This window comes from Maricaulis maris MCS10 (assembly GCF_000014745.1).
GTDB classification, from domain to species: Bacteria; Pseudomonadota; Alphaproteobacteria; order Caulobacterales; family Maricaulaceae; genus Maricaulis; species Maricaulis maris_A.
This window is the reverse complement of sequence record NC_008347.1, coordinates 238,396-251,147: the sequence shown is the minus strand read 5'-3', so window position 1 is coordinate 251,147 and position 12,752 is coordinate 238,396. Positions and strand designations below refer to the sequence as shown.

General features: G+C 63.4%; 11 protein-coding genes. 6 read left to right on the top strand and 5 right to left on the bottom strand.

What is annotated here, in order from left to right:
- The first annotated feature begins 19 nt into the window (after window positions 1-19).
- The 3 genes from MMAR10_RS01225 to MMAR10_RS01215 are packed head-to-tail and all read left to right on the top strand — an operon-like array spanning window position 20 to window position 2,781.
- Window positions 20-1,003: a TRAP transporter substrate-binding protein gene (locus tag MMAR10_RS01225; RefSeq protein WP_011642176.1), complete on the top strand. Its 984-nt coding sequence runs from the start codon at window positions 20-22 to the stop codon at window positions 1,001-1,003.
- On the top strand, window positions 1,003-1,497 hold the full coding sequence (locus MMAR10_RS01220; RefSeq protein ID WP_011642175.1) for a TRAP transporter small permease: 495 nt from the start codon (window positions 1,003-1,005) through the stop codon (window positions 1,495-1,497). The genes MMAR10_RS01225 and MMAR10_RS01220 overlap by 1 nt, the downstream gene beginning before the upstream one ends.
- Before the next feature lie 3 nt (window positions 1,498-1,500).
- Window positions 1,501-2,781, top strand: a complete 1,281-nt coding sequence (locus MMAR10_RS01215; protein ID WP_011642174.1) for a TRAP transporter large permease — start codon at window positions 1,501-1,503, stop codon at window positions 2,779-2,781.
- A gap of 580 nt (window positions 2,782-3,361) precedes the next feature.
- On the opposite strand, the gene kduD is transcribed toward MMAR10_RS01215, so the two are convergent.
- From kduD to MMAR10_RS01195, 4 genes are all read right to left on the bottom strand, one after another.
- Window positions 3,362-4,117, bottom strand: a complete 756-nt coding sequence (kduD, locus tag MMAR10_RS01210; protein WP_011642173.1) for a 2-dehydro-3-deoxy-D-gluconate 5-dehydrogenase KduD — start codon at window positions 4,115-4,117, stop codon at window positions 3,362-3,364.
- A gap of 38 nt (window positions 4,118-4,155) precedes the next feature.
- Window positions 4,156-4,797 (bottom strand): RpiB/LacA/LacB family sugar-phosphate isomerase, encoded by a 642-nt coding sequence (locus MMAR10_RS01205; protein WP_011642172.1) that lies wholly within the window; start codon window positions 4,795-4,797, stop codon window positions 4,156-4,158.
- A gap of 14 nt (window positions 4,798-4,811) precedes the next feature.
- Window positions 4,812-6,236, bottom strand: a complete 1,425-nt coding sequence (uxaC, locus tag MMAR10_RS01200) for a glucuronate isomerase (RefSeq protein WP_041637142.1) — start codon at window positions 6,234-6,236, stop codon at window positions 4,812-4,814.
- A gap of 120 nt (window positions 6,237-6,356) precedes the next feature.
- Window positions 6,357-7,433: a LacI family DNA-binding transcriptional regulator gene (locus MMAR10_RS01195; RefSeq protein ID WP_011642170.1), complete on the bottom strand. Its 1,077-nt coding sequence runs from the start codon at window positions 7,431-7,433 to the stop codon at window positions 6,357-6,359.
- A 161-nt stretch (window positions 7,434-7,594) separates the two neighbouring features.
- Here MMAR10_RS01195 and MMAR10_RS01190 point away from each other — a divergent pair, with 161 nt between their 5' ends.
- The 3 genes from MMAR10_RS01190 to MMAR10_RS01180 are packed head-to-tail and all read left to right on the top strand — an operon-like array spanning window position 7,595 to window position 11,734.
- Entirely contained in the window at window positions 7,595-9,106 is a 1,512-nt protein-coding gene (locus MMAR10_RS01190; protein ID WP_011642169.1) for a UxaA family hydrolase, read from the top strand.
- A gap of 10 nt (window positions 9,107-9,116) precedes the next feature.
- Entirely contained in the window at window positions 9,117-10,178 is a 1,062-nt protein-coding gene (locus MMAR10_RS01185) for a sugar kinase (protein ID WP_011642168.1), read from the top strand.
- Window positions 10,175-11,734, top strand: coding sequence for a carboxylesterase/lipase family protein (locus MMAR10_RS01180; protein WP_011642167.1), 1,560 nt, complete (start codon window positions 10,175-10,177; stop codon window positions 11,732-11,734). Before MMAR10_RS01185 ends, MMAR10_RS01180 begins: the two co-directional genes overlap by 4 nt.
- Before the next feature lie 3 nt (window positions 11,735-11,737).
- Here the strand turns inward: MMAR10_RS01180 and MMAR10_RS01175 are convergent, their stop codons facing one another.
- Window positions 11,738-12,712 carry an alpha/beta hydrolase gene (locus MMAR10_RS01175; RefSeq protein WP_011642166.1) on the bottom strand — a complete coding sequence of 325 codons (975 nt, stop codon included), beginning with the start codon at window positions 12,710-12,712 and terminating at the stop codon, window positions 11,738-11,740.
- Window positions 12,713-12,752: the final 40 nt, after the last annotated feature.

The window sequence follows — 12,752 nt, the reverse complement described above, 5'->3', positions numbered from 1 at the left end:
CTGACCCTGGGGAGGGATCATGATCAATCGCAGACACCTCATCGCGACGGGGGCCGCTGCCGCTGTGGCCGGTTGTGGGCAAGCCGACCGGCCCCTCTATTCCGCCGACGCCCATGTCGCCGACTATCCGACGGTCCAGGGCGTTGAAGCCATGGCCCGCATGGTCGAGGAACGGACCGGCGGACGCCAGCGCGTGAAGATTTTCGCCGGCGCCCAGCTGGGGTCCGAACGCGATACGCTGGAACTGACCGTGTTCGGCGCGCTCGACCTCAACCGGGTCAACCTGGCACCGCTCAATTCGATCGCCAATGAGACGATCGTGCCCAGCCTGCCCTTCCTGTTCAGTTCGATCGACCACATGCGCGCCTCGCTGGATGGCGCGCCTGGCCAGACAATCCTCGATGCGCTGCGTCCACACGGCCTGGTCGGCCTGTGCTTCTACGACAGTGGCGCCCGCAGCTTTTACAACACCCGTCACCCCATCAACGAGCCGGATGATATTCGCGGCATGAAGATCCGGGTGCAGAACTCCGATCTTTATGTCGGCATGGTCGAGGCGCTGGGCGCCAATCCGACGCCCATGGCTCTGGGCGAAGTCTATCAGGGCCTGGTCCAGGGCGTGATCGATGGCGCTGAAAACAACTGGCCGTCCTATGAATCGGCCAGACATTTCGAGGCGGCGCAGTACTACAGCCTCACCCGGCATGTCATGGCGCCGGAAATCCTGGTGATGTCGAAACACCGCTGGGATCGCCTGTCCGGTGAAGACCAGGCGATTTTCCAGCAAGCCGCGCGGGACAGCGTACCGGTCATGCGTGAGCTCTGGGATGCCCGTGTTGCCGATTCCCGTGAACGGGTGCTGGCATCCGGTGTCGAGGCCAATGAGATCGGCGACATCGCAGCCTTCTCCAACCTTATGGAAGGCGTCTGGGACCGTTTCGTGGTCACCGATGTCCAACGCCGCCTGGTCGAGGACATCCGAAATCTGGGGGGAGCGGCCTGATGCGTGTTTTTGCCAATCTTCTCAGCTTCGCCAGCCGCTCATTGCTGATGCTCGGTGGTATCGGCTTGGCCGTTATGACGCTGATCATCGGCTGGCAGGTGTTCGCCCGCTATGTACTCAATGCCAGCCCGTCCTGGTCGGAACAGGCCTCACTTGTCCTGATGATCTGGTTTGTCAGCTTCGCCGCCGCGGCCGGGGTCAAGGAAGGCTTCCACATCCGGATTTCCGCCTTCGCCGACAGCCTGCCCGGCCGATGGCCGAACCGGCTGCAGCTTGTGTCCCACCTCATCGTCGCCCTGGTTGGCGCGGCCATGGCTTTCTGGGGCGGTGAACTCATCATGAGGACCTGGGAGCACACCATTCCGACGCTCGGGATCTCACGCGGCTTTGCCTATCTGCCACTGCCGATCAGCGGCGTATTGATCGCCCTGTTCGCGCTGGAGAACTTTCTTGAACAACTCAATCCGGCTATCGCCGGCGACGCGGAGTCCTGAACCATGGAATTATCAGTTCTCCTCGGCGTCCTCGTTTTCCTGTTGATCATTGGCGTTCCGGTTGCCTTTTCACTGCTTGGCGCGACCCTGGTCACCTTCTTCATGATGGACATGCCGGCCATCGCCGTCTTCCAGCGCATGGCGGGCGGGATGAGCATTTTCTCGCTGATGGCCATCCCCTTCTTCGTCTTCGCCGGCGAGCTCATGCACCGGTCCGGCATAGCCGAGCGCCTTGTGCGTGTCGCCGAAGCGGCTTTCGGACGTTCCCGCGGCGGCCTGGGGCAGGTGGATGTCGGCGCCTCGATGCTGTTCGGGGCGGTCTCGGGTTCGGCTATCGCCAGCGTGTCGGCCATGGGTTCAACCTTGATGCCAATGATGCGCGAGCGTGGCTATGACGCCGATTATGCCGTCAATGTGACCTCGACCTCGGCCGTGTGTGGCCTGTTGATCCCGCCCTCGCACAACATGATCATCTATGCGGCCGCAGCCGGTGTCGGCGTGTCGATCGGCGAGCTTTTCGTCGGCGGGATTGTGCCCGGGATCCTGACCGGCGCGACCTTGATGGTCGCGGCCTGGCTGGTTGCCGTGAAGCGGGGTTATCCCAAGGGCGAGTTCCCGGGCTGGATGGCCTTCCTGCGCGCCTTCATCATGGCTCTGCCCGGCCTGTTTACCGCCATCATCATCGTCGGCGGTGTCCTGGGCGGCCTGTTCACGGCGACCGAATCCTCAGCCGTCGCCGTCCTTTACACGGTCGCCGTCGCTGCCCTGCTCTACCGCTCGATGGGCCCGCGGGCCTTCCTTGATGCCGCCATCCAGGCCGTGAAGACAACAGCCATGGTCCTGTTGATCATTGGCTCCGCCTCTGGCTTCGGCTGGATGCTGGCCCTGCTGGAAGCCCCTACGCAACTGGCCAACCTGATCACCACGGTGACCGACAATCCGATCCTGATCCTGCTGATCATCAATCTGATACTGCTCGTGCTGGGCACCTTCATGGACATGTCACCGCTGATCGTGATCACCACGCCCATTTTCCTGCCCATCGTGGTCGGACTGGGCATGGATCCCGTCCAGTTCGGTGTCATCATGATGCTGAATCTTGGTATTGGACTGGTCACCCCGCCAGTCGGATCAGTCCTCTTCGTTGGCGCCGCCATCGGCAAGGTGAAGGTCGAGGAAACCGTCAAGACGATCTGGCCCTTCTATGGCGCCCTCTTCGTCGCCCTGATGGTGGTGACCTATGTGCCATCGGTGACCATGGGCTTGGTCAATCTGATGCGGTAGGACACACCTTCTCGACTTCGCACGCAAAATGCGCCGAAGGATGGGAGGGAGCGGGATGTCAGCCGGAGCCGATAAAGCGCTGTTTTAATTACGGTAGGCTTCGACAAGCATCCCGCTCGCGGAGTTTTCCCGGACGCTCTCGCCCCCGATTCCAATGCGCCAGGTACTGAGGGTCGGTCGTTTAGTGCCCCTGGACCTGATCGCACGCCCTGCCGGAGCTTTGGGGTGTCACATCCAAAGCGCGGACAGGCTCCGCTCGTTCCCGGGCACAAGTGACTGAGCTCGCGCCTCCCGTCCCGAAAACCAAGGGCAGTGTCCCATGGCGGATAAGGGGGGAGGATAAGTTTCCTGGATTTTATGCTGGCGCGCACTTTCCCTCTCCCTTGGGAGAGGGTCAGGGTGAGGGGTAAATCCCGGTGAGTGCAGGTGTTCCCCCCCTCATCCGGCCTCCGGCCACCTTCTCCCAAGGGAGAAGGAAAGCGGTGCGCAGCGGGGATAAGGTCTGAGTTCAGGCGGGCTTTCCGCAAAAAAAAGCCGACCCCGAAGGGCCGGCCGGAGGGAAGGTTCGGGAGTTGTTGGACTAGCGGGCGAGCCAGCCACCATCGACGGCCAGTACCGTGCCGTGGACGTAGTCAGCCGCCGCGGATGACAGGAAGACGGCGGCGCCGCCAATATCCGACGGGTCGCCCCAGCGCCCGGCCGGGATACGGCCGAGAATCTGTTCGTTACGGTCAGGATCAGCCTGCAGGGCAGCCGTGTTGTTGGTGGCGAAATAGCCGGGTGCGATGGCATTCACATTGATGCCTTTTGCGGCCCACTCATTGGCCAGAAGCTTGGTCAGGCCGGCAATCGCACTCTTGGAGGAGGTATAGGACGCCACCCGGATACCGCCCTGGAAGGACAGCATGGAGGCAATATTGATGATCTTGCCACTGCCTTGAGCCACCATACGCTTCGCCGCCGCCTGGCACAGGAAGAAGGCCGACTTGATATTGACATCCATGACGCTGTCCCAGTCATCCTGGGTGAAATCGAGCGCGTCATTGCGTTTGATGATGCCGGCATTGTTGACCAGGATATCGATCCGGCCGGCCTGCTCGACCGTCGTGGCCACCACACCCTCAACACAGGACGGATCAGAAAAGTCGGCCTTGATTTCGTAGAATTTCCGGCCGGCGGATTCGACCGCTTCGCCGGTTTCGGCCGCACTGGAGCGACCGGCCACGACAATGTCGGCTCCTGCCTGGGCCAGGGCGATGGCCATTGCCTGACCCAGCCCGGTATTGCCGCCGGTCACCAGCGCAACCTTGCCGTCGAGGTTGAATGAAAGGCTCATGGATCTCTCCGTTTCGGACTCGTTGGCCAGGCCAGCGCCTAGGACGCCAGCACGGTGCGGATATAAGCGGCGATCGCCTCGTCCTGACAATTGGCGAAGAAATACTCCTGGAAGCGCTCACCAGCGATCGCGGCCTTCAACAGGTCCTGGTCGACGGATTTGAGCACGGTCAGCATGTCGTGGCATGAGGCAGCTTTGAGCTCCGCCACAATGCCGCGATTCTTGGCCATGACGGCGGCGCGCTCCTTGGGATAGCCGGCGCCGCGCTCGTTTTCGAACAGCTTGCGGAAGCAATCCTGCAGATTGAGCTCGGCAGCCCAGCCAAAGCCCTTGGCAAAGGGCATAGAGATCGCATTGCCGTCATTGATCTGGCCGAACAGGAAGGCGTCAGTCGGATCGACGACGAGGCCACAGAATACACCCGGCATGGCGTTACAGGCGAGGTTGGATCCGACGCCGGTGCCGCAACCGGTGACCACAAAGTCAGCCGCCTTCGAATTGAGAAGGAGGCCGGCCAGCAGGCCATTCATCGGATAGGTGAGCGAGGCTTTGTCCTCGGGCGTGTACATGCCGTAGTGGTGCACCTGATGGCCCAGCGGCTCTGCCACGGAGGTCAGGGCGTCCTGGACGATTCCGCTCTTGGCGGCCTGGCTGTTTTCGATGATGAGCGCGATTTTCATGGCGTTGTCCTGTTTCAGTTTTGTGCGTCGAGCTTGTAGGCGCGTTTCGCCAGATTGTAGGCGAGGTCGCGGGCGGTTTCGTGGGCCTCGTCAAGACCGAGCCGGTGCTCGGCGACCAGACGGGCGAGAAAGGCGCAGTCCACCCGACGCGCCACATCGTGACGGGCCGGGATGGACAGGAAGGCACGGGTGTCATCGTTGAAGCCGACCGTGTTGTAGAAGCCGGCGGTCTCGGTGGTCTGCTCGCGAAAGCGCATCATGCCTTCCGGACTGTCGTGGAACCACCAGGCCGGGCCCAGCTTGAGGGCGGGATAATGACCGGCCAGCGGCGCCAGTTCGCGCGCATAGCTCGTCTCGTCGAGCGTGAAGACGATGCAGCCGAAGTCGGGCTCATTGCCAAAACGGTTGAGCAGCGGGCGCAAGGCCTCGACATAGTCGGTCCGGGTCGGGATATCGGCCCCCTTGTCGCGACCATGCGAAGCGAAAAGCGGGCTGTTGTGATTGCGGAACGAGCCGGGATGTATCTGCATGACCAGACCGTCCTCCAGGCTCATCGCTGCCATTTCGGTCAGCATCTGGGCGCGGAAGAGCTCGGCGTCGCCGTCCCTTTGCTTTTGGCTGACGATGCGATCAAACAGGGCCTCTGCCTCACCGCGATCGAGATCAGCGGTGCGGGCTGTCGGATGGCCATGGTCGGTCGAGGTTGCTCCGGCGGCCATAAAATCGACCCGGCGCTGGCGATGAGCCGCGAGATAGCCGTCCCAACGAGAAACATCCTCGCCGGTGATGTCCCCAAAGGCTTCCAACGAGGCATGGAAATCCTCATGGTCGGCATCGATCACACAATCGGGCCGATAGGCTGTGATGACCCTGCCGGACCAGTCCGAAGCGGCAATGCTGTGGTGATGATCAAGCGTGTCGACCGGCGATTCCGTGGTGGCGATCAGTTCGATATTGAACCGGTCGTACAGGGCGCGGGGCCGAAAGTCCGGCCTCTTGAGGGCGGCATCAATAGTGTCATAGGCCGCATCAGCCGTATTCCCGTCCAGACGGTCCTCGACACCGAAGACCTTGACCAGGACATGGCTCAGCCAGATCGAGGATGGTGTGCCACGGAAGAGGTGGAAGTTTTCGGCAAACAGGCGCCAGGCCGCCCGCGGATCCGTGGCCGGCACGCCGTTCCGGTCCGGGATTGCCAGATCGGCCAGCCGGATGCCCTGGCTGTAGAGCATGCGGAACACATAATGATCCGGGGCCAGCAACAAAGCTGTCGGGTTCTCGAAGGCTTCATTCGAGGCAAACCAGCGCGGGTCAGTGTGTCCGTGCGGAGAAATGATGGGCAGGTCACGCACCGAGGCATGCAGTTCCCGGGCAATACCGCGAACGGCCGCCTCGGCGGGAAACAATCGATCCTCATGGAAAAAAGACGGCGTTGGCATCGACTGGAGCGACCTGTCATTGGCGGATTGGTCGGCAAAGGTAACCGGTGTCATTGAGAACTGCAACCAGAGTTGAGCCGGCGAAATCAGTCGGTTTTATCGCTTGGTATCCAGTCGACGTCAGATTGGGGGCGCGGTGGTGTCCCGGATCACAAGACTGGGCAGGGCGCGCGGGTCCTCACGCTCGACCTCGACCGCCGGCACGGGATTGATCAGCTTGGTCGAGGCCCGCCGGCCGATCTCGCGCGTCGGCGTGTGCACCGTTGTCAGGCGCGGCCACAAGCGCTCGGCGAGCTGGAAATTGTCATAGCCCACGACCGAAAGCGCATCGGGAACCCGGATATCAAGAGTCCTGGCAGCCTGCAGGACACCGGCGGCCATTTCATCATTGGCCGCAAAGATGGCTGTCGGACTCTTTGGTCGCTGCAGCAGGTCCAGGGCGCACTCAAAGCCCGACTCGAAGGTGTAGGCCCCGGAAGCAACCAGATCCTCGTCCAGGGTCAGACCTCGTTCCACCAAAGCCTCCTCCAGTCCGCGACGCCGCTCGTGCGAAGAACGGAAGCTGTCGCGACCGGAAATGAATCCGATCCGCGTGTGCCCCAGGCCGGCCAGGTGCCGCCCGGCGGCCGCGCCGCCGAGATGGTCATGCGAGACGATCATGTGCTCCGGCTCATCGAGCGAGACCGAGGCGATACGAATGAACTCGCAACCGATCTGGCGCAGGATAGGCGGCACGCGTTCATCCTCGGATACGGACGGGGTCAGGATCACGCCGTACAGCTTCTGGCGCTCGACGAAGTTTCGGACGTCGACGAGGAAGGTTTCACTGGCCCGGTCGCACGGGTGCACAACCAGCTCAAATCCGGTTCCGCGCATGCCGTCGAGCAGGCCCTGCTGCATGTTGACGACATATTGCGGGTTCGGGTTGTCGTAGATCATGCCGATCAGGAAAGAGCGCCGGAAGGCCAATCCACGCGCCTGCGGATCCGGCGCGTAGCCGATCTCATGCATGACACGCAGGATTTCCTCACGCGTGTTCTCCTTGACCGCCGGGGACTTGTTGATGACCCGCGACACCGTTTTCTTGGAGACGCCGGTCAGCCGAGCCACATCATTGATCGTCGGTCGTCGATCCACGAACTCGTCGCGAAGGCTTTTTTCGCCCTTCGGCTCGGCCGGTTTTTCGCCGTCGGTCATCTGCGCCATCCCCTGGCGGCCACTATTCCACCGAATGTCCACTACAGGACATCTCCTTGCTTGTCATGCACTTCAGCGATGTTTTCACCGGCCATGAAGTTTTCCCTTTCCGCAAAAAATGACACCGGTTACCATTGAGACCAGCAAGGGTGAGAGACATCATGAGTGTCGCCGAGAAAATAGCCGCCGCAAAAGGCCTGGTCGTCCATCCCGACGACCGGGTGGGCGTCGCAATTGCAGCCTTGCCGGCCGGCAGGCGCCCCGGACCGGACATGCCGTGCCTGGTCGACGACATTCCGCTTGGCCACAAATTCGCGCTGACGGCCATCGAAGCGGGCAGCCCGGTCATCAAGTACGGTGCCGTCATCGGTCGGGCCCGCCACGACATCGCCGCCGGCGCCCATGTCCACAGCCATAACCTGGACACAACGCTGAGCGGCGAAGTGCGATACGCCCAGACGGGCGTCACGCCCGAAGCCAGGCGCGACCCGCCAGCCGCAGCCGACACGTTCATGGGCTATCGCCGCTTTGACGGGCGCGTTGGGATCCGGAATGAAATCTGGGTGATCGCCATGGTGGGCTGCGTCAATCGCACCGTCGAACGCATTGCCCGCATGGCCGCCAACCAGGTCCGCGGTCAGGTTGATGGCGTCCATGCCATAACCCATCCCTTTGGTTGCTCGCAGCTTGGCGATGACCTCGCCAACACCCGCGCCATCCTGGCCGGCCTTGCCCAGAACCCGAATGCCGGTGGCGTCTTGCTCGTCGGCCTGGGATGTGAGTCCAACCAGTATCGTGCCCTGCTTGACGCCATGCCGGACGCCGACCCGCTGCGCGTCCGCGCCTTTGCCTGCCAGGACGCCGGCGACGAGCTGGACGCCGGCATCTCGGCTGTCGTGGAGATCGCCAACCATATGGCAACCGAGGACCGTCGTGAGCCCTGCCCCGTTTCTGACCTTGTCATCGGCCTGAAATGCGGAGGCTCGGACGCCTTCTCCGGTCTCACCGCCAATCCGCTGCTCGGGCGCATCACGGACAGGCTGGACAGTGCCGGTGGCAGCACCATCCTGACCGAGGTGCCCGAAATGTTCGGCGCCGAGCACATCCTGATGGAGCGAGCGGTCTCCAGCGAAGTCCACGGCGCGATCGGCGCGATGATGAACCGCTTCAAACGCTACTTCATCGGCCATGGCGAAGCGGTGCATGCCAACCCCTCACCGGGCAATATCGAGGGCGGGATCACCACGCTCGAGGAGAAGTCTCTGGGCGGGGTTCAAAAAGCCGGCAGCGCACCGGTGACCGACGTTCTTGGCTATGGCGACCGTTTGCGCCGCGCCGGCCTGAGCTTGCTTGAAGCGCCCGGAAATGACGCCGTCTCGACCACAGCGATGGCTGCAGCCGGAGCCACTCTCATCCTGTTCACGACAGGTCGGGGTACGCCGCTGGGCACCATGGTACCCACGTTAAAACTTGCGACCCGGTCGGACCTGGCCGAGCGCAAGCCGAACTGGATCGATTTCGATGCCGGTCCAATCCTCGACGGCGAGCCGATCGATGCGGCCACAGATCGCCTGTGGCACGCCATCCTCGACGTCGCCGGCGGCAAGCGCGCCCGCAACGAACTCTATGATGAACGCCAGATCGCCCTGTGGAAGGGCGGCGTAACGCTCTGACGCGGACCCCATGACCCACAGCTTCCTGCCCATCAAACCCGCCGGATCAACGCGCTGGGACATCGCCGCTCTCGGTGAAGTCATGTTGCGCCTCGACCCGGGCGAGGGTCGCGTCCGCAATACCCGCCAGTTCCAGGTCTGGGAGGGGGGCGGCGAGTACAATCTGGCCCGCGCCGCCAGCAAGTGCTTCGGCCTGTCGTCGACCATTGTCACGGCCCTTCCCAGGAATGATGTCGGCTGGTTGGTCGAGGACTGCATCAGCCAGGGCGGCGTCGACACCTCGCACATTCTGTGGCGGGATTTCGATGGCATTGGACGGGAAAGCCGGGTCGGTCTCAATTTTGTCGAGCGCGGCTTCGGGCTCCGTTCCGCACGCGGGGTTTCCGATCGTGGTCACAGCGCCGCCTCCGGCATCAGGCCGGGCGAGGTCGACTGGGACAAGGTGTTCGGGACACAAGGCGTGCGCTGGTTCCACACCGGCGGCATCTTTGCAGCGCTGAGCGAGACCACCGCCGAGGTGACTGTCGAGGCCATCAGGGCCGCCCGTGCGCATGGCGCGGTCGTCTCCTTTGATCTCAATTACCGGGCCTCGCTGTGGGCCTCACGGGGTGGCTCCGCGGCGGCCCGCGATCTCAATCGCGCGATCGCGCCCCATGTCGACGTCTTGTTCGGGGCCGAGGGTCTCGGCAGCGCCCCGTCGGGTGGCGACCCACGCGCCGCAATCGAGAGCGCCGTCGCCGATTTTCCCAATCTGCGCGTGGTGGCCACTACCTGCCGCACCGCCCATTCCGCCAACACCAATGACTGGTCGGCCATCCTCCATGCCGACGGTGCATTCCATGCCTCGCGCGAGCGGCCCGGATTGGACATTCTCGACCGTGTGGGCGGCGGCGATGCCTTTGCTTCAGGGGTCTGCTGGGCCTTGATGGCCGGAAAGACACCCGCCGAGGCGGTCGAATACGGTGCCGCGCACGGTGCCCTCGCCATGACAACGCCGGGCGACGCCTCGATGGCGCGCCTGGACGAGATCGAACGGGCGATCCACGACAATGATGCAGGAGTGATCCGATGAGCCCTCACCTCAACCGACGCACCCTCCTGGCCGCCGCCGGTGCCGCGGGCAGCGTATTGGCAACCGGCTCGGGTTATGCCCAGCGCAGCGACCCTGTGGTCACCACCACCAACGGACCGGTACGCGGCACGATCGAGGACGGTATCAACCGCTTCCTGGGCGTACGCTATGGTGCCGACACCGCCCGCACACGCTTTCGAGCGCCGGCCCGTCCGGATGCCTGGACCGACACGCTCGACGCAACCGGCTATGGCAGCGCCTCGCCGCAGGGCCGCAATGAAGCCAACCAGTCGGAAGATTGCCTCTTCCTGAATGTGTGGACGCCCGGCCTGGAAGGCGATGCGGCTCGACCGGTGATGGTTTATTTCCACGGCGGCGCCTATGCGGCGGGATCCGGCTCCTCACCGCTCTATGACGGCACACGGCTGTGCCAGCGCGGCGATGTGGTGGTGGTGACGGTCAATCATCGGCTCAACGCCTTTGGCTATCTCTACCTGCAACGCCTGCTCGGGCCGGATTTTGCGTCCTCGGGCAATGCCGGTCAGCTGGATCTTGTGCTGGCATTGGAATGGGTGCGCGACAATGCCGCCCGCTTTGGCGGCGATCCGGGCCGTGTCATGGTGTTCGGCCAGTCCGGCGGCGGCGCCAAGATCGCCAGCCTGATGGCCACCCCGGTCGCCGACGGCCTGTTCCACAGCGCCGCCACCATGAGCGGCCAGCAGGTCACCGCGTCCGGTCCGGCCAATGCGACCGCCCGGGCCCGCGCCTATCTGGCCGGTTTGGGCCTGGACGACGCGCACGCCCATGATGTGCTCGACCTGCCGATGGAGGCACTGGTCGAGGGATTGGGCGTCGATGATCCGGTGCTGCCCTATGGCCGCGTCTATTTCGGCCCGGTGCGCGATGATGTCGTCCTGCCCCGCCACCCCTTCTACCCGGACGTGGCCCCGCAATCGCGCCACATCCCGATGATCATCGGCAATACCCGTGACGAGACCCGCGCCTTCCTGCGCGGCCCGCAATACGAAAACCTCGACTGGGATGACCTGCAGGAATTGCTGATCCCGAACATGCGGGTGGATATCCGGCCGGAAACGGTGATTGCCCGCTATCGCGAACTCTATCCTGAGCGTTCGGCGGAGGAGATTTTCTACGCCGCAACCACCGCCGCCCGCTCCTGGCGCGGCGCGGTCATTGAAGCCGAGGAACGGGCCAAGGTCGACACACCGACCTGGGTCTACCAGCTCGACTTCGGCAATCCCTACGCCCCGCACACTTTCGACATTCCGCTGGTCTTCGACAATACGGCTGTCGAAGGCGCCTTGCCCGGCAATGGCGAGACGGCCCGCAACATGGCGGCGCTGATGAGCGAAGCCTTCATTGCCCTCGCCCGCACCGGCACGCCGCACCATGCCGCCCTGCCGGACTGGTCGCGCTATACGCTGCCAAACCGCGAGACGATGATCTTTGACTGGCCGCCGCGGATGGAGAATGACCCGCGCGGTGCCGAGCGGGAACTGTTTGCCAGCGTACCCTACGTCCAACCGGGAACCTGACGGCTAGTCGGTCAGGAAACCACCACGCGCCATCCAGGCCAGCACCAAGTCCGGCCAGGCGCCGACAGGCAAGCCTTCGGCGAAGCGGATGCCGAAACCGTGCCCGCCTTCAGCGAACACATGCATTTCGACCGGTACGCCAAGTGCACGATTGGCAGCAAACACGTCGAGTGAATTCTCGACCGGCACCGCCACATCGTCCATGGCATGGAGCAGAAAAAGGGGCGGAGCGTCGGACCGGGCTGCTGCAACCAGATCATGAACTGCCACGGTGGCGGCATCCGGTTGAGCGCCGATCAACCGGTCCCGCGATCCCGCATGGACGGCCGGCCCACTCATTCGGGTGACCGGATAGACCAACACGGCAAAATCCGGGCGCGCCGAGATTTCATCGACGTCATCGCGCTGGGCGTGAACACCGGCATCAAAGCGGGTCGCCAGCGTTCCCGCCAGATGGCCGCCAGCCGAGAATCCAATGACACCAACCCGCTCCGGATCGATGTTCGGGTCAACGGCGCCATACCGGATCAAGCGCAGGGCCCTTTGGGCATCCTGCAATGGAACATTATGCCCCTGCTCATGCCCTTCAGCGGGCAAACGGTAGAGCAGGATAAACACGGTCACGCCGGCCCGATTGAACCGCTCCGCGCTCTCGATCCCCTCCTTGTCGATCACCACACGCTGATAGCCGCCCCCCGGTAGCATGAGCAGCGCTGCGCCGTTCGGATGTTCAGGCTGGAAGACAAGCAAGCGTGGTCGCGTGATGCCGACGGCATAGCGGTCGCGAATTCGATCGGGCGTCCCGGATCGCTCTATGATCAGCTCTTCGAGGCAGGATTCTATCTCAGCAGTGCCTGGCGCGCTCTGGTGTCCCCAGATGACAAACTGTGCTTCCGGCTCCCGATGTTGCGCGGCTGCGGATGGACCAACAAAAGCCACCGAGATCACGGCCAGCGCCGAAAACAACCATTTCCCCATTCCAACCTCCGCCGCAAACAACAAGGCCCGGCGCAGTCGA